This window comes from Streptomyces sp. WM4235 (assembly GCF_001279725.1).
GTDB lineage: Bacteria > Actinomycetota > Actinomycetes > Streptomycetales > Streptomycetaceae > Streptomyces.
In genome coordinates this window covers 1-15,964 of the sequence record NZ_LGDE01000005.1, presented here as the reverse complement: position 1 = coordinate 15,964, position 15,964 = coordinate 1, and the positions used below count along the sequence as shown (strand labels likewise).

The window sequence follows — 15,964 nt, the reverse complement described above, 5'->3', positions numbered from 1 at the left end:
CGGGGCGGGGGCGGGGGGTTGGTCGCCGCCGTGGCGGTCGATCCGGCGGGGACGGCGCCGCCCGCGATCACGAGGGCCACGCAGGGTGCGAGCCAGGCCGCTCGGGAACTCCTCATGCGATCACCACAGCCGTTGCGTTCACCGCCCCCCTTCTGACCCTTCTGGCATGAAATCACCCAATTTTACCAGCGCGGCCGGCCCCCGGCGCGGCCCCTCGGCCCGCCGTGCCCCGTCCCACCGTGTCGAGCGCCGCGCTCGCGAAGGCCCGTACCGCGCCCGAGTTGTCGGCCGCGCGCCAGACCAGGCCGTAACCGGCGGGCTCGGCGTCCGAGACAGCACCGGCCCCTCCCCCAGGTCCGATTCGCGCACCGGGAACTCGGCGAAGGCGACGTCGAAGTCACCGCTGCGCAACTGCCCGTACGGGTCCGAGAGCGGCGCGCCGATGCGGCGCTCCAGGCGCTGGAGCATGCTGTTGGGCGGTCGCGCCGCCGACCTGTTCGGGCGGCGGCGGATGTTCGTCGGCGGCCGGGGCCCCCGAGTCGGGTCCGGCGCCCAAGCCGGTGGGGGCCTGAGCGCCCGACGGCGGCACCCGGACCCCGCCCTGCCCGGTCACACGGCCCAGGGCAGGGTCCGGGTGCCTTCCGTGCCGGTGACGGAGACGATGCCGTCGGCGCGCATGGCGACGTGGGCCTCGAACCGTTCGGGGGAGCTGATGCGGCGGGACACGTCGGGCGGCAGGACCAGGGTCCGGCCCGCGGCGACCGTCTCGGTGCGGCCCCCGGAGGTGACCTCCAGGGTGCCCGAGGTGACCGTCCAGACCTGCTCGCGGGTGACGGAGTGCTCGGGGCCGGCGCTCCCGGCGGGCATGTCGACGTACCAGGTGCTCAGTTCGGCGCTGCCCCGGCTGGGGGCGGCGTGGCCGGTCATCGTGGCGTTCGGGGTGACGGTGACGTGGTCGGGGGAAGGGTGGATCACGCGCATGACGGAGTCCTCTCCAAGATGAGTAAAGCTGCTTTACTCGCTGATCCGAGTAAAGCAGGTTGACTCACCCGTGTCACCATGAATCCCGTGACCAGAACCGAAGCCGGCAACGGCGACCCCGGACACCGCGGCCACGGGAGCGAAGATCCCGGCATCGAGCTGACCCTCCTCGTCGGGATGGGGTTCCAGCTCCTGCTGGCCGAGTTCACCCGCCGCCTCACCGCCGTCGGCGAAGGCGACCTGCGCCCCCTGCACGGCATGGCCTTCCAGGTCCTCAAGGGGCCCGGCGCCACCGCCACCGAGCTCGCCGAGCGACTCGGGGTGACCAAGCAGGCCGCCGGGCAGATGGTCGACGACCTGGAGCGACGCGGGTACGTACGGCGCGAGCCCCACCCCGGGGGCGGCCGCCGCAAGCTGGTGGTCCTGACCCGCGCGGCCTACGACCACCTGAACGTCGCGGGCGCGATCATGCACGAGCTGGAGGCCGAACTCGGCGGCGCCGCCGACCTCCCGGCGCTGCGGCACGAACTCACCCGGGTCGTCCGCGCCCTGCACGGGGACGGCCCGCTTCCGGCCCTGCGGCCGGTGTGGTGAACCCCGCCGCCCCCTGACCGACGGTGTCGGGGAAAGGACGTCGGGGAAACGGTGTCGGGGAAAGCGAAAGGCCCGCCGGTGCCGCGGCTCGGATGAGCCGTGACACCGACGGGCCTGTGCCCGTGCGGTCGAACGCCCGCGTCAGACGCCCGCGTCAGACGCCCGCGTACGAGTGCTTTCCGCTGAGCAGGATGTTCACGCCGTAGTAGTTCCAGATCCAGCAGGCGAAGGCGAAGAGCGCCAGGTACGCGGCCTTGCGGCCCTTCCAGCCGGCGGTGGCCCGGGCGTGCAGGTAGCAGGCGTACGCCACCCACGTCACGAAGGACCAGACCTCCTTGGGGTCCCAGCCCCAGTAGCGGCCCCAGGCGTCGCCGGCCCAGATCGCGCCCGCCACGATGGTGAAGGTCCACAGCGGGAAGACGGCCGCGTTGATCCGGTACGAGAACTTGTCGAGCGAGGCCGCCGAAGGCAGCCGCTCCATGACCGAGGAACGGAAGCGGCCCGGCGTGCGACCGGCTTCGAGGTGGGCCTCGTAGGAGTCGCGGAACAGGTACAGCACCGCGCCGGCCGCGCCGATGTAGAACACCGCACCGCAGAAGATGGCGGTCGAGACGTGGATCCACAGCCAGTACGAGTGGAGGGCCGGCACCAGCTGATCGCTGTCGGTGTACAGCCACGTGGTGGCGATGCCCAGGTCGAGCAGCACGGTGGTGATGAGGATCAGACCGAGCCAGCGCACGTTCTTCTTCAGCAGGAGCAGCACCAGGTACGCGCCGACGGCCACCGTGGAGAAGGTCACCGAGAACTCGTACATGTTGCCCCAGGGGGCCCGCTGCACCGACATGGCGCGGGCCACGACACCGGCCGCCTCGATGAGGAAGCCGAGCACGGTCAGCGAGACCGCGACCCGCCCGTACAGGTCTCCCCGCTCGGTGCCGCCGGCCGCGCCCGGACCGTCCGGCACGTCCCGCGAGCCGGAGGCGGACCGGGTGACGACCTTCGGCCGGTCCAGGACGGCGGTGCCGCCCTGGGACCGCACCTGCACGGCGGGAGCCTGGGCGCTCTTGGCGGTGGTCAGCGCGGCGGCCGTGCGGGCGACCTTGCTGCGGCTGCCGAACGTCCACTCGGTGATGTGCGCGAGGAAGGCGAGCGTGTAGACCGCCATCGACGAATAGACCAGGTAGTTGCTGAGCTCAGCCAGACTCTCGTTGGCTGCGGCTGCGAGCGGCGTCATCATCCGCGCTCCCCTTCGACAGGTTCCGTGACAGGTTGGTCGGGCGCGGTGGGCGCCTGCTGGTGGAGCGCGGCGGAGAGCACCGCGAGCTCCTCCGGGAGCTTGGCGGACTCGCTGCGGCCGAGGCCCGCCATCTCGACGACGGTGACGCCGTCCTTGCCGGTGACCGCCCGGACCCAGATCCGGCGGCGCTGGATGAACAGCGAGGCGGCCAGGCCGCCGATCGCGACGACGGCGCCCGCGAGGGCCAGGCCGTTGGCCGGCTGCTGGGTGACCGAGAAGGTGGCCCAGCGCTCGACGCTCTCGAACTTCACGGTGCCCGCGCCGTTCGGCAGGGTCATCGTCTCGCCGGGCAGCAGCTTCTGCTTGAACAGCTCGCCCTTGTCGTCCTCGAACTGCTTCATCTTCGAGGTGTTCAGCTGGTACACGTTCTGCGGCAGACCCGAGTCCACGCCGAGGCTGCCGTGGTAGGCGCTGAGCGCGAGGACGGGGAAGTCCAGGGCCGGGAACTGCGAGAGCATCGTGCCCTTGCCCTCACCCGCGAAGGTGGGCACGAACATGGCGTTGAAGCCGAGCTGCTCCGCCTTGCCGTCCTTGTTCCTGTAGCCGTCGGTGACCTTGACGGCGCCCGACGAGCTGAGGTTCGCGTCGAAGGGCAGCATCGGCACGGCGTCCTTGTAGATCACCTTGCCGTTGGGGTCGGTCACCGAGATGACCGGCGCGTAGCCGTGACCGAGGAGGAAGATCTTCGAGCCGTCGACCTCCAGCGGCTTGTTGACCTCGATCTCGGACTTGACCGGCTTGCCGCCCGCGCCCTCGCTGAAGGTCACGTACGCCTTGAAGTCGCGCGGGGTGCCCTTCTGCGGCCCGGTCTTCTCGTACGTCGCGTCGAACTTGTCCAGGGTGAACGAGAACGGCGGCAGGTTGTCCGAGGAGAAGAGGCTGCCGGACTTGAAGTCGTCGTACTGGGTGAGCGTGTTCGAGAAGCCCTTGCCGCGCAGGACGAGCTTGCCGCCCTCGGACTTGTAGAGCTGTCCGACCGCGAAGGCCACCAGCATGAAGATCAGGGCGATGTGGAAGGCCAGGTTGCCGGCCTCGCGCAGGTAGCCCTTCTCGGCGGCCACCGAGTCCCGGGCCGCCTCGGTGCGGAAGCGACGGCCACCGAGCACGTCCTTCGCGTACGAGAGCACCTCGTCCGGGGACTTCTCCGTGCGCCACGTCGCGTACGCGGGGAGCCGGTCGAGCCGCCGGGGGGCGCCCGGCGGGCGGCCGGTGAGCTGGCCGACGAACTGCCAGGTGCGCGGGATGATGCAGCCGATCAGCGACACGAACAGCAGGATGTAGATCGCGGAGAACCACACCGAGCTGTAGACGTCGAAGAGCTGGAGCTTCTCGGCGACGGGCACCCAGAAGTCGTGGGTCCGCTTCCACTCCGCGACCTTCATCGCGTCGACCTGGGTCTGCGGGATCAGGGAGCCCGGGATGGAACCCAGGGACAGCAGGAAGAGCAGGATCAGCGCCACCCGCATGGAGGTGAGCTGCCGCCAGAACCAGCGGGCCCAGCCGATCACGCCGATGCCGACGGGGGCGGTGGGACCGTCCTCCAGGGGGGCTGTGGACAGTTGGGCGCCCGCGGCGGCGTCGGCGTTGGCCTCGGCCTGCTCGGTGGACTCGTGCGGCGTCTCGGTGGACGCCTTGTCGGTCGTACTCATGTCCGTGTAGTCCTCAGATCCCCACCGTGAAGCCGTCGGTCCAGGCCTGCATGTCGCTGATGAGCGTGCCCCACCATCCTGTGACGAGCAGCAGGCCGGTGAGGATCAGCATGCCGCCGCCGATCCGCATCACCCATGCATAGTGCTTCTTCACCCAGCCGAACGCACCGAGCGCCTTGCGGAAGGCGATGGCGGTGACGATGAAGGGCAGCCCCAGCCCCAGGCAGAACACGACGGTCAGCAGCGCGCCGCGGCCCGCCGTCGCCTGGTCGATGGAGAGCGTGTTGACCGCCGCGAGCGTCGGCCCCATGCAGGGGGTCCAGCCGACCCCGAAGAGCACGCCCAGCAGGGGCGCGCCGACCAGCCCGGCGGCCGGCTTCCTGTGGAAGCGGAACTCGCGCATCGTCAGCCCGGGGATCCAGCCCATGAAGAAGAAGCCGAGGAGTATCACCAGCGCGCCCAGCGCCCTGGAGATGGGTTCCTTGTTGTCCGCGAGGGTCGCCCCGAAGTAGCCGAAGAGCGCGCCCGTGGAGACGAAGACGGCCGTGAAGCCGAGGACGAACAGACCCGCTCCGGCCAGCATCCGCCCGCGTCGGGCCTCGGCGAGGTCCGCTCCACCCACGCCGGTCACGTAGGACAGGTAGCCGGGGACCAGCGGCAGCACGCAGGGCGAGAAGAAGGACACGAGTCCCGCGAACAGCGAGAGCGGCAGGGCCAGCAGCAGGGCGCCGTTGAGGACGGTGGTGTTCACGCCGGTCGCCTCGGCGGCGAGGACGAGGTGGGGGAGCTCGGAGACCACGAGGTCACTTCTCCGCGAGGAGCGGGTCGATCATCGAGCGCAGCTGCTCCTCGTTGACCGCGACCAGGGTGCGGGCGGCGATCCGGCCCTCCTTGTCGAGGACGATCGTGGAGGGGATCGACTGCGGGTTGAGCGTGCCCTTGGGGAAGCGGAGCATCAGCTTGCCGTCCGGGTCGTAGAGGCTCGGGTAGGTGATCCCGTAGGTCTCCTCGAAGGACGCGGCGTTCTGCTTGCTGTTGTCGCGGGTGTTCAGTCCGACGAAGGCGACGTCCTTGCCGCCGTCGGCCATGGCCTTGGACACCTTCGCGAAGTACGGGGCCTCGGCCCGGCAGGGCGGACACCACGAGCCCCACACGTTGAGGACGACGACCTTGCCCTTGAGGGAGGTGACGTCGAGGTTCTTGCCGTCCACGGTCTCGCCGTCCAGCTTGGGGGCCTCGGCGCGGTCCCCCTTGGCGACGGTGGAGATGCCGCTGGGGCCCGTCACGTAGTTGCCGCCGGCGGAACCGGAGGGTTTGCCGCCGCTGCCCGAATCGCTGCACGCCGAAAGGGTGAGGGCGCTCGCGAGGGTCACCGCGGTCAGCAGGATGGCGCGGCCGCTGGTCGAGCGGCGGCGACGGGGGGCGCGGCTAAGGCTCATGTGAAAAGTTTCGCATGGGCGATTTGCGGATCTTCCACGCCCCCCGACGGTGAACCGAGACGCCGGTCAGGCGCCGGTGAGATACGTGCGCCAGCCACCGGCCGGTGACCGGCCGGGGGCGAGGCCCCGCAGCCGGGCCAACACCTTGGGGTCCTGGACGTCCAGCCAGTCGATGAACTGCCGGAAGGATACGAGCCTTACGTCCTTTTTGTCCGCCATGCCCTTCAAGGCCTCCTCGACGGCGTCCATGTAGATGCCGCCGTTCCACTCCTCGAAGTGGTTGCCGATGAAGAGGGGCGCGCGGTTGGTCTCGTAGGCCCGCCGGAAGCCGCCGAGGTAGGCGCCGGCGGCCTGGGTGCGCCAGCCCGGGTAGTTGGCGGCGACGCCCTTGGTGGTGTTCTTCGACTGGTTCGCCAGGATGTTGTAGTCCATCGAGAGCACCTCGAAGGAGTGACCGGGAAAGGGCAGGGACTGCAGGGGCAGGTCCCACAGGCCCGACTTCTTCGCCGGCCACTGCTGGAGGCCACCGGGCGAGGAGGCGTCGTAGCGCCAGCCGCGCTCGCGCGCGGTGGGCAACAGGCCGTCCTGGCCGAGCAGGCAGGGGGTGCGACCGCCGACGAGTTCCTTGCGGTAGTCGAAGGGCAACGGTTCGAGGTCCGTGAACCCGGTGTTGGTGCGCCAGTTCGTGACGAAGGACACGGCCTGGTCGATCTCGTCGTGCCAGTCCTGCGGCGACCACTTGGCGACGGAACCGGAGCCGCCGCAGAAGTGCCCGTTGAAATGCGTCCCGATCTCGTGGCCGTCGAGCCAGGCCTGGCGCACGTGACCGAGGGTGTTGCGGACGTTCTCGTCCTTGAGGTAGCCGATGTCCGAGGCCCCGACGGGGTTGTTCGGCGGCCGGTACAGGTGCTTCTTGGACTCCGGCAGGAGGTAGAGGCCGGAGAGGAAGAAGGTCATGGCCGCGCCGTGGTCCTTGGCGACCTTGAGGAAGCGGGGGAAGAGACCGTTGCCGACCTCGCCCGCGCCGTCCCAGCTGAAGACCACGAACTGGGGCGGCGTCTCGCCCGGCTGGAGCGGGACGGGGGCGGGGGGCTGGTGGGGCTGGGGCCCGGTGTTCGCGGTGGAGCCGTCCCCGATGCGCGTCACGGCGGGCGGTCCGGGTTTCGCGGAGCCGGTCGCGTCCGGGTGCGCCCCGGAGTCTCTCGAACCGGAGCCGCCACCGCAGCCGCCGACGCCCAGCGCGACGGCGCCGAGCCCGAGGCCGAGGGCGCCGCGTCGGGTGAAGTCCCGTGTCCTGCCCACATCGCTCATGAAATGTCATACAAACGGACAATCAGAGGCGAATGAAGTCCGATCACGGCGCGCCGTGGTCGACTTGTATGAAAATAGAGAAACCCATGGGCAGGTCATGGGCCGCCACGCCGCTGCCTTACGAAGCGCGCGGCTGCCGGGCGGTCTCCGGGCCGACACGACAGAGCCCGGACCCCCCGAAGGAAGCCCGGGCCGGGCCCGACGAAAGCATCGGCCCCGAAGGTGTCGACCCCGTACGTCTCAGGCTCCGAAGGCCTTCGACTTCCCCTTCACCGGCTTCGCACCGGCCAGCAGATGCGCCGGCACCAGGTCCCGGGCCGGCTCGCTGTAGCCCACCGACACCAGCTTGTCGCCCTGGTACGTGAACGAGGTCAGCGACGCCAGCGTGCACTGACGGCGCCTCGGGTCGTGCCACAGCCGACGCTTCTCCGCGAAGCTGCGCACGATCCAGATCGGCAGCTGGTGACTGACCGCCACCGCCTCGTGGCCGCGGGCCGCATCGCGCGCGGCCTCGATGGCGCTCATCATCCGCACCACCTGCTCCACGTACGGCTCGCCCCAGGACGGCTTGAAGGGGTTCGTCAGGTGCTTCCAGTTCTCCGGCTTGCGCAGCGCACCGTCGCCCACACCGAAGGTCTTGCCCTCGAAGACGTTGCCCGCCTCGATCAGCCGACCGTCGGTCGCCAGGTCCAGTCCGTGCACCTTCGCGACGGGCGCGGCCGTCTCCTGCGCCCGCTCCAACGGGGACGCCACGACGTGCGTGATGTCCCGGCCCTGGAGATGCTCCGCGACCCGGTCGGCCATCTGCCGGCCCAGCTCGGAGAGGTGGTAACCGGCGCGGCGGCCGTAGAGCACACCGTCCGGGTTGTGCACCTCGCCGTGGCGCATCAGGTGCACGACGGTGATGTCGGGGGGATTGGCGGGACCGGCGGTCTCGGCGCCCGCGCCCGTGTCGTTGGTTCCGTTGGTGCTCATGCGGTGGCCTCCGCTGCGGCGCGGGCCGCGGCGGGCAGGGCCGCGGCGATCCGCTCGATGGCCCGCTCGTCGTGGGCGCTGGACACGAACCAGGACTCGAACGCCGACGGCGGCAGGTAGACGCCCTGTGCCAGCATCGAGTGGAAGAAGCCGTTGAAGCGGAAGGACTCCTGCTTCTTGGCGTCGTCGTAGTTCTTCACCTCGTTCTCGGTGAAGAACACCGAGAACATGTTGGAGGCGGTCTGCAGCCGGTGCGCCACACCCTCCTTGGTCAGGGCCTCGGTGACCAGCGCCTGAACCTGGGCGGAGACCGAGTCGACCTTCTCGTACGTCGCGTCGTCCAGCAGCCGCAGCTGCGCCAGACCGGCGGCGGTCGCGATCGGATTCCCGGAAAGGGTGCCCGCCTGGTAGACCGGGCCCACCGGGGCCAGGTGGCCCATGACGTCGGCGCGGCCACCGAACGCCGCGGCCGGGAAGCCGCCGCCCATGACCTTGCCGAAGGTCATCAGGTCGGGCTTGACCCCGTCCACGCCGTACCAACCGGCACGCGAGGTGCGGAAACCGGTCATCACCTCGTCCGAGATGTACAGGGCGCCGTTCTCCCGGCACGCGTCCGCGAGCCCCTGGTTGAAGCCCTCGGCCGGCGTCACCACGCCCATGTTGCCGGGCGCCGCCTCGGTGATCACGCAGGCGATCTCGCCGGGGTGCGCGGCGAACGCCGCCCGTACCGCGTCGAGGTCGTTGTACGGGAGCACGATCGTGTCCCCGGCCTGCGCTCCCGTGACACCCGGGGTGTCGGGAAGGGCGAAGGTCGCCAGACCGGAACCGGCGGCGGCCAGCAGCGCGTCGACGTGACCGTGGTAGCAACCGGCGAACTTCACGATCTTGGCGCGGCCGGTGAACCCACGGGCCAGCCGGATCGCCGACATGGTCGCCTCGGTGCCCGAGGACACCAGGCGGACCTGCTCGACGGGTTCGACACGCGCGACGATCTCCTCCGCCAGCGCCACCTCGCCCTCACCGGGCGTACCGAAGGACGTGCCGCGGGCGACCGCGGCCTGCACGGCCTCGATCACGGCCGGGTGGGAATGGCCGAGGATCATCGGTCCCCACGAGCAGACCAGGTCGACATACTCGCGGCCGTCGGCATCGGTCAGATACGGACCGGTACCAGACACCATGAACCTGGGCGTACCCCCCACCGCGCGGAAGGCGCGCACGGGAGAGTTCACGCCGCCGGGCGTCACAACGGACGCGCGCGTAAACAGGTTCTGCGAGACTGGGGCTTCATACGGATACGGGTAGCTCACACCAGCCATGGTCTCAGAGGCCGCGACAGACTTGCGGACGGGCGTTTCACCGCGCCGCCCCGGGGGAGGTCACTGCCATGATGATCAGGCTGCGTGGCGGGGGCCGCGGGGCCGGGGCAGGCAATACCAGTCGGGTGGAGATATGCAACGCGGTGGTGGACCGGGCGAGGGCACGGACGGCCTGGACCCGCAGCGCGCCCGTGATGCCCGCCGCCGAGGGAAGCACCGGCGCCGGGCCGCGGACGCGGCAGATCCCGTCCCCAACCCCATCCGGTCACCCGACGGCCTCCCCAGGGGGCGCGGCATGGGCGTGACGTACAAGTACTTCGGCGCCCCCGACGGCGCGACCGCCGCCAGGGTCCCGGTGACCATGCGTCCCGAGGAACTGGGCGGCGACGAGCTCGGCATGGGCGGCCTGTTCACCAAGATCAAGCCGGAGACGGTCGCGGCGATGGTCCTCACCGGCATCGAGGGCATACCCCTCCACAAGGTGCCGCCGCTCGAACTGGTCGTCCTCCACCCCGACTACGCCGTGGTCAAGCTGCCGATGACGGTGGTCGACCCGCTACGCGGCGTCGGCGAGGAATCGGTCGGCGCGGCCGCCTTCATCTGGTCCACCGTCCCGGACCGCGGCGGCCCGCGTGACGCGTTCAACGTCTACCAGCTCCTCCACGAGTGGCAGGACTTCTCCCACCGCCTCCACGAAGCGGGCCACCAGCCGTACTGCCTCGTCTGGCCCTGACGGGCGCCGACGCCGCCTACGGCTACGGCTACGGCTACGGCTACGGCTACGGCTACGGCTACGGCTACGGCTACGGCCATGCGTACCGCCCGCAGGGGCGTCCGCAAGGGGCGGCTACGGCTACGGTCATGCGCCCCGACTCTGACGGCGCCCGCGAGGGCGACGCGCCCGCCTGTGACGGCGATGCGCCTCCCCCTGTGATGCGCCCGCCCCCGACTGTGACAGAGGTCACGGTCGGGGTTCCCGTCGGGGTTCCGCGCCGCGGATACGGACGGAGCGACGGGCCTGCGGCCAGCTGGCCGGGGGTCGGGGCCGCGGGGTCGGGGGCGCGGGTCGGGGGGTCGGGGGCGCGGGTCGGGGCCAGTTGGCCGCAGGCCGGGGTGCCTTCCGAGGTCACGGCCGCCCGAGGGCATGCCGCCCTTCCGTGCCCGGCGCGGCACGGGCGCGGCGCGGGCGCGGCGGAACTCGGCCGGGCGCGGCGCGGCGCGCCCGGCGAAGCCCTGCCTGGCGGAGCCCGGCAGGGCCAGTCCGAGGCGGCGCGGCGGAGCCCAACACAGCCCGGCACCGCCAGCCCGACGCGGCGCAGCGCGGCGGAGCACGGCACGCCCAGCCCGACGCGGCACAGCGCGGCGCGGCGCGGCGCGCCACGGCACAGCGCGGCGCGGCGCGGCACAACCCAGCACGGCGGAGCCCAACGCAGCCCGCCCCGACCCAGCGCGACGCAGTGACGCTGCACGGCGCGCCCCGCCCCGGCCCACGTGACGCGCGTGGCCCTCGGTGGTCTCGGCGAGCGGGAGCGCGTCCGCACCGGAAGGTGAGCGGCCCCCGCGTCGGCCATCGGGACGAACCGCGCAAGGTGCGCCCCATCGGCGGTGACCTCTCGTTCCGCGCCTCGTATCCCGTACCCCCGCCCCCGCCCCCGATCCGCACCCCGTCCCGCAGCCGGGGCACCGTGCAGCCGCAGCCGGGGCACCGTGCAGCCGCGGCACCGTGCGGGCCCGGGCCCGTGACGGCGGCCGCCACCACGTCATCCGCCACCGCGTAATTCGGCCTCACCCCCATCCGGCCGATGGCATGCTGGCCCTGTGAACGGACCCGGGATTCAGCTCACCCTCGCCCCTGAACTGCACGTGTTCGCCTCGCCGAGCCGGCGCGCCGCACGCGTGCCGACGACCACCGACGGCGCCTCCAGCCTCGGCCACGTCGTCGAATCGGCAGGCGTCCCGCTCACCGAGGTCGGCCGGATCCTCGTCGACGGGCAGGAAGTGCCCGTCTCCCACGTGCCCCGGGAGGGCGAGTCCGTCGAGGTCTTCGCCGTCGACCGCCCCCAACAGGTCGCGCAGGGCCACCCCGACACCCCCCTCCGTTTCCTCCTCGACGTGCACCTCGGCACCCTCGCCCGCCGACTGCGCCTCCTCGGCGTCGACACCGCCTACGAGAACGAGGACATCGGCGACCCGGCCCTCGCCACCCGCTCGGCCGCCGAGCGGCGCGTGCTGCTCTCCCGTGACCGCGGCCTGCTCCGCCGTCGCGAGATCTTCGCCGGGGCGTACGTGTACAGCGACAACCCCGACGAGCAACTGCGCGACGTCCTCAGCCGGTTCGCCCCGAAGCTCACGCCTTGGACCCGCTGCACCGCCTGCAACGGCTCCCTGCGGGAGGCCGACAAGGACAGCGTGGGCGACCGTCTCGAACACGGCACGCAGCGCTCCTACGACGTGTTCGCCCAGTGCGCCGACTGTGAGCGCGTCTACTGGCGGGGCGCTCATCACGCGCGCCTGGAACGGATCGTCGACGAAGCGGTCGCGGAATTCGGCGACGATGCCAACGCCTAGACCGACTCCACGGAGGGCCCCGGCCGGCAGACTGCCGGGGCATGACTGACGCTGCCGCCAAGGACATCGTCGACGTGGTCGTCGTCGGCGCGGGCCCCACCGGGCTCCTGCTCGCCGGTGACCTCGCCGCCGCCGGACTCTCCGTCACCCTCGTCGAGCAACGCCCCCGCACCGCCGCCAACCTCACCCGCGCCTTCGCCGTCCACGCGCGCACCCTCGAACTCCTCGACGCGCGCGGCCTCGCCGACGAACTCGTCTCCACCGGCCGACGGATCGACCGCGTACGCCCCTTCGGTGGCATGACCCTCTCCCTCCAACGCCTGCGCTCCCGCTACCCCTTCGTACTCATCACCCCCCAATATGAGACAGAGAAACTCCTGGAGCGTCGCGCTCTGTCCACAGGTGTGCACATCCGGTACGACTGTCGGATCACCGGCATCCAGCAGGACCGCGACACCGTCACCCTCACCACCGCCGGCCACGCGACGGACACGACCGGCCCGACGGACCCGGCCGGCCCGACGGACGAACCGATCCACCCCACCCGGGTGATCCACGCCCGCCACGCGGTGGGCGCCGACGGGGTCCGCTCCACCCTCCGCGAAGCCCTCGGCCTCCCCTTCCCCGGCAAGGCTGCCGTCGTCCGCTCGATGGTCCTGGCCGACGTCCGCCTCACCGACCCGCCGCGGGACGTCCTCACCGCCAACGGCACCGCCGACGCCTTCGCCTTCCTCGTCCCCTTCGGCGACGGCTGGTACCGCGCCATCGCCTGGCGCCACGACACCCCCGACACCCCCGACCCCGCCGCCGGGCCCGCCAACCCCGCCAACCCCGGCGACCCCCTCGACCCCGTCGACCCCACCAACCCCGTCGACCTCGACGAGGTGCGCGAGATCACCCGCCAGGCCCTCGGCACCGACCACGGCATGCACGACCCGCGCTGGATGTCCCGCTTCCAGAGCGACGAACGTCAGGTCCCCCGATACCGCGTCGGCCGCGTCTTCCTCGCCGGCGACGCCGCCCACGTCCACTCCCCCGCCGGCGGCCTCGGCATGAACACCGGCCTCCAGGACGCCGCCAATCTCTCCTGGAAGCTCGCCGCCGTCCTCCACGGGCAGGCCCCCGACCCCGAGGCCCTCCTCGACAGCTACCACCGCGAGCGCCGTCCGGTCGGACGCCGCGTTCTGCGCGTCAGCGGGGCCCTCGTCCGCACCGTCATGGTCGGCGGACCCGTCCTGCGCGCCGCCCGCAAGCTCGCCACGGGCGTCCTCGCCCGGGTCGGCCCCGCCCAGGACCGCGCCCTCGCCACGATCTCCGGCCTCGGCATCGCCTATCCGCCGCCGGCCGGCGTCCGCCGTCCCACGCTCGCGGGCCGGCGCGCCCCCGACCTGCCGCTCGCCGGGGGCCTGCGGCTGTACGAGGCCCTGCGCGCCGGCGGCTTCGTCCTCGTCACCCCGCCCGGCCGGGCCACCCCGCCCGGAGCGCCCCTGACCCATCACCACTGGCGGGCGGACGACCGTACGGCCTGCGTTCTCGTACGCCCCGACGGATACCTGGCCTGGAGCGCCGAGCACGCCTCGGACTCCGAGATCGCGGCGGCCACCGCACGCTGGCTGCTCCCCGGAACCGGAGCCACGAAGCGCGAGCCGTAAGCCGAAAGGCCGTCGCCCGGATCGGGAGCCCCGGGCGACGGCTTCCGTACACAGCGCCCCGAAGCCCGGAGCCCGCCACCCGGAGCCCGGAGCACGAAGCCCGCCGCCCCGAGCCCGGAGCACCCAGCCCGCAGCCGCGCCGCGCCGCGCTCAGAAGGCGTACGAGTCGCCCGTGTCCAGCGCCAGCACCACGTGCTCGTTGTTCATGTGGTTCCGGTCGGTCGCGCCGCCGTTCCAATACGTGTCGACCCGCAGCACCACCTCCGGGACCGGCTCGCGCAGCGCCAGCAGCAGCCCGATGTGCCGGCCCCGGCCGTGCTGCGGCAGCGCGCCCGTCTCGCAGACCACCTCGCGCAGCCCCGCCCGGGCGCAGCCCTCGGCCAGCTCCTGCCGGTCCGCGAGGTCGGTCGTGAGCCGCATCCGCACCGTGGCGTTGGGCAGCGCCGACGGCCCCTCGTTCTCCGGGACCAACCAGACCCGCAACTGCGCATGGCCCAGGGAGACCCTCCCGTGGTAGGCGACATCCGCCTCGGGCCCCGCCGACGCCACGGAGCTTCCGACGCCTCCGACGCCCGCGAGCACCAGCGAGCCCGCCATCACCACACTTCGTACGGCACCACGGCGCACCGACACCACCTCCTCGCGCGGACGCTAACGGGCCCCCGGCCCGACCGGTCGGACCATCACACGAAAGTGGGCGTGCCCACCCGCTCCCGGGGCCGACCGGCCGCATCCACCCGGCCGCCTATGCTGGCGGGGAATCGTCCGTACGCGCGAGTCCGTACGTACGACGACCACACGACCCGAGAAGCAAGACGCACGACCCGAGACACAAAACGCACGACACAAGACACAAGACGCACGACGCACGACGCGCCCACGATCGAACGAGGAGCCCCGCCCATGAGCACGGCCACCCGAACCGCCGTAGTCACCGGCGCGAGCAGCGGAATCGGTGCGGCCACCGCCCGGCAGCTCGCCGCAGCCGGCTACCACGTCGTCCTCACGGCCCGCCGCAAGGACCGCATCGAGGCCCTCGCCGCCGAGCTGACCGAGGCCGGTCACCAGGCCACCGCGTACGCGCTCGACGTCACCGACCGCGCCGCCGTCGACGCCTTCGCCGCCTCGCTGGAGCGCTGCGACGTGATCGTGAACAACGCCGGCGGCGCCCTCGGGGCCGAGCCCGTCGCCACTGGCGACCCCGCCGACTGGCGCACGATGTACGAGGTCAACGTCATCGGCACGCTGCACGTCACCCAGGCGCTGCTGCCCGCCCTCGTCGCCTCCGGTGACGGCACGGTCGTCGTGCTCTCGTCCACCGCCGGCCACTCCACCTACGAGGGTGGCGCGGGTTACGTCGCCGCCAAGAACGGCGCCCGCGTCCTCGCCGAGACCCTCCGCCTGGAGATCGTCGGGCAGCCCGTGCGCGTCATCGAGATCGCTCCCGGCATGGTCAAGACCGAGGAGTTCGCGAAGACCCGCTTCCGGGGTGACGCAGACAAGGCGGAGAAGGTCTACGCCGGCGTCGCGGAGCCCCTCTCCGCCGATGACGTGGCCGACACCATCACGTGGGCGGTGACCCGCCCCAGCCACGTCAACATCGACCTGCTGGTGGTCCGCCCCCGCGCCCAGGCCTCGAACACGAAGGTCCACCGCGAGCTGTAGTCATCGGCCCGGCCCCCGAACCCAGCACCCGAACCCAGCACCCAGCACTCGACAGTCAGCACCCGGCACCCAGCACCCGGCAGTCAGCCCGCCGGCAGCGACCGCGCGTACTCGACCTGTTCGAGGAGGTTGCCCTCCCCGAAGTCGAAGGCGCGCGCGGTACCGCACTCCGCGAAACCGCACTTGACGTAGAAGCGGCGGGACTGCGGGGTGTCGCGCAGGGTCCACAGGTGCACCCCGGCGTACCCCCGCGCGCGCAGGCCGCGCAGGGTCTCTTCCATCAGGGCGGCGGCCACGCCGGTGCCCCAGCCGTCGGGGTGCGCGTAGAAGCTGGCGATCTCCGCGTGGTCGGGCCGGGCCGCGGAGGGGAGCGTCACGGACAGGGCCAGGGGGCGGCCGTCGACCACGGCGAGCAGCGTGACCGCCGCCCCCGCTCCGGCTCCCGCACCAGACCCCGCCGCGGCCCCGGCCCCGGCACCCGCCCCGGCTCCCACACCAGACCCCACCTCGGCAC

The 15,964-nt window shown here is 72.0% G+C and carries 15 protein-coding genes; 5 read left to right on the top strand and 10 right to left on the bottom strand.

The window, feature by feature from the left end; all coding sequences use genetic code 11:
• Window positions 1-609: 609 nt before the first annotated feature.
• The gene (locus ADK55_RS01970) at window positions 610-981 is read right to left on the bottom strand and encodes a cupin domain-containing protein (protein ID WP_053675341.1); all 372 of its coding nucleotides are present in this window, start codon (window positions 979-981) and stop codon (window positions 610-612) included.
• A 177-nt stretch (window positions 982-1,158) separates the two neighbouring features.
• Between ADK55_RS01970 and ADK55_RS01965 the strand changes: the two genes are divergently transcribed.
• Window positions 1,159-1,575, top strand: coding sequence for a MarR family winged helix-turn-helix transcriptional regulator (locus ADK55_RS01965; protein WP_053675347.1), 417 nt, complete (start codon window positions 1,159-1,161; stop codon window positions 1,573-1,575).
• Window positions 1,576-1,729: 154 nt separating this feature from the next.
• Here ADK55_RS01965 and ccsB read toward each other — a convergent pair whose 3' ends face one another.
• The 7 genes from ccsB to hemL all read right to left on the bottom strand — a co-directional run bounded on the left by ccsB (window position 1,730) and on the right by hemL (window position 9,565).
• Window positions 1,730-2,809 carry a c-type cytochrome biogenesis protein CcsB gene (gene ccsB / locus ADK55_RS01960; protein ID WP_053675339.1) on the bottom strand — a complete coding sequence of 360 codons (1,080 nt, stop codon included), beginning with the start codon at window positions 2,807-2,809 and terminating at the stop codon, window positions 1,730-1,732.
• Window positions 2,809-4,521, bottom strand: coding sequence for a cytochrome c biogenesis protein ResB (resB, locus tag ADK55_RS01955; RefSeq protein WP_078998350.1), 1,713 nt, complete (start codon window positions 4,519-4,521; stop codon window positions 2,809-2,811). The genes ccsB and resB overlap by 1 nt, the downstream gene beginning before the upstream one ends.
• Window positions 4,522-4,534: 13 nt before the next feature.
• Window positions 4,535-5,320: a cytochrome c biogenesis CcdA family protein gene (locus ADK55_RS01950; protein WP_053675337.1), complete on the bottom strand. Its 786-nt coding sequence runs from the start codon at window positions 5,318-5,320 to the stop codon at window positions 4,535-4,537.
• Between the two features lie 4 nt (window positions 5,321-5,324).
• Window positions 5,325-5,960 carry a TlpA family protein disulfide reductase gene (locus ADK55_RS01945; RefSeq protein WP_053675335.1) on the bottom strand — a complete coding sequence of 212 codons (636 nt, stop codon included), beginning with the start codon at window positions 5,958-5,960 and terminating at the stop codon, window positions 5,325-5,327.
• A gap of 66 nt (window positions 5,961-6,026) precedes the next feature.
• On the bottom strand, window positions 6,027-7,271 hold the full coding sequence (locus ADK55_RS01940) for a hypothetical protein (protein ID WP_053675333.1): 1,245 nt from the start codon (window positions 7,269-7,271) through the stop codon (window positions 6,027-6,029).
• Between the two features lie 240 nt (window positions 7,272-7,511).
• Window positions 7,512-8,159 (bottom strand): histidine phosphatase family protein, encoded by a 648-nt coding sequence (locus tag ADK55_RS01935; RefSeq protein ID WP_107089081.1) that lies wholly within the window; start codon window positions 8,157-8,159, stop codon window positions 7,512-7,514.
• A gap of 83 nt (window positions 8,160-8,242) precedes the next feature.
• On the bottom strand, window positions 8,243-9,565 hold the full coding sequence (gene hemL / locus ADK55_RS01930) for a glutamate-1-semialdehyde 2,1-aminomutase (RefSeq protein WP_053675329.1): 1,323 nt from the start codon (window positions 9,563-9,565) through the stop codon (window positions 8,243-8,245).
• A 295-nt stretch (window positions 9,566-9,860) separates the two neighbouring features.
• Between hemL and ADK55_RS01925 the strand changes: the two genes are divergently transcribed.
• The 3 genes from ADK55_RS01925 (at window position 9,861) to ADK55_RS01915 (ending at window position 13,785) form a co-directional block, all read left to right on the top strand.
• Window positions 9,861-10,298, top strand: coding sequence for a hypothetical protein (locus ADK55_RS01925; RefSeq protein ID WP_053675327.1), 438 nt, complete (start codon window positions 9,861-9,863; stop codon window positions 10,296-10,298).
• 1,085 nt (window positions 10,299-11,383) lie between these two features.
• Window positions 11,384-12,133, top strand: a complete 750-nt coding sequence (locus tag ADK55_RS01920) for a Mut7-C RNAse domain-containing protein (protein WP_053675325.1) — start codon at window positions 11,384-11,386, stop codon at window positions 12,131-12,133.
• Between the two features lie 41 nt (window positions 12,134-12,174).
• The gene (locus ADK55_RS01915; RefSeq protein ID WP_078998347.1) at window positions 12,175-13,785 is read left to right on the top strand and encodes an FAD-dependent oxidoreductase; all 1,611 of its coding nucleotides are present in this window, start codon (window positions 12,175-12,177) and stop codon (window positions 13,783-13,785) included.
• A 150-nt stretch (window positions 13,786-13,935) separates the two neighbouring features.
• Here the strand turns inward: ADK55_RS01915 and ADK55_RS01910 are convergent, their stop codons facing one another.
• Window positions 13,936-14,412 (bottom strand): hypothetical protein, encoded by a 477-nt coding sequence (locus ADK55_RS01910; RefSeq protein ID WP_234349847.1) that lies wholly within the window; start codon window positions 14,410-14,412, stop codon window positions 13,936-13,938.
• A 276-nt stretch (window positions 14,413-14,688) separates the two neighbouring features.
• Here ADK55_RS01910 and ADK55_RS01905 point away from each other — a divergent pair, with 276 nt between their 5' ends.
• Complete coding sequence (locus tag ADK55_RS01905; RefSeq protein WP_053675321.1) at window positions 14,689-15,450, top strand: SDR family NAD(P)-dependent oxidoreductase; 762 nt, start codon at window positions 14,689-14,691, stop codon at window positions 15,448-15,450.
• 83 nt (window positions 15,451-15,533) lie between these two features.
• Here ADK55_RS01905 and ADK55_RS01900 read toward each other — a convergent pair.
• Window positions 15,534-15,964 (bottom strand): GNAT family N-acetyltransferase (locus ADK55_RS01900; protein WP_159041250.1); only part of this gene is annotated, 431 nt, incomplete at its 5' end.

Excerpts from the sequence above, each read along its gene's own strand:
- ADK55_RS01925 (WP_053675327.1), top strand. The coding sequence starts at position 9,861 with ATGGGCGTGACGTACAAGTACTTCGGCGCCCCCGACGGCGCGACCGCC.
- ADK55_RS01970 (WP_053675341.1), bottom strand. The coding sequence starts at position 981 with ATGCGCGTGATCCACCCTTCCCCCGACCACGTCACCGTCACCCCGAAC.
- ADK55_RS01915 (WP_078998347.1), top strand. The coding sequence starts at position 12,175 with ATGACTGACGCTGCCGCCAAGGACATCGTCGACGTGGTCGTCGTCGGC.
- ADK55_RS01965 (WP_053675347.1), top strand. The coding sequence starts at position 1,159 with ATGGGGTTCCAGCTCCTGCTGGCCGAGTTCACCCGCCGCCTCACCGCC.
- ADK55_RS01945 (WP_053675335.1), bottom strand. The coding sequence starts at position 5,960 with ATGAGCCTTAGCCGCGCCCCCCGTCGCCGCCGCTCGACCAGCGGCCGC.
- ADK55_RS01905 (WP_053675321.1), top strand. The coding sequence starts at position 14,689 with ATGAGCACGGCCACCCGAACCGCCGTAGTCACCGGCGCGAGCAGCGGA.
- hemL (WP_053675329.1), bottom strand. The coding sequence starts at position 9,565 with ATGGCTGGTGTGAGCTACCCGTATCCGTATGAAGCCCCAGTCTCGCAG.
- resB (WP_078998350.1), bottom strand. The coding sequence starts at position 4,521 with ATGAGTACGACCGACAAGGCGTCCACCGAGACGCCGCACGAGTCCACC.
- ccsB (WP_053675339.1), bottom strand. The coding sequence starts at position 2,809 with ATGACGCCGCTCGCAGCCGCAGCCAACGAGAGTCTGGCTGAGCTCAGC.
- ADK55_RS01940 (WP_053675333.1), bottom strand. The coding sequence starts at position 7,271 with ATGAGCGATGTGGGCAGGACACGGGACTTCACCCGACGCGGCGCCCTC.
- ADK55_RS01935 (WP_107089081.1), bottom strand. The coding sequence starts at position 8,159 with ATGCGCCACGGCGAGGTGCACAACCCGGACGGTGTGCTCTACGGCCGC.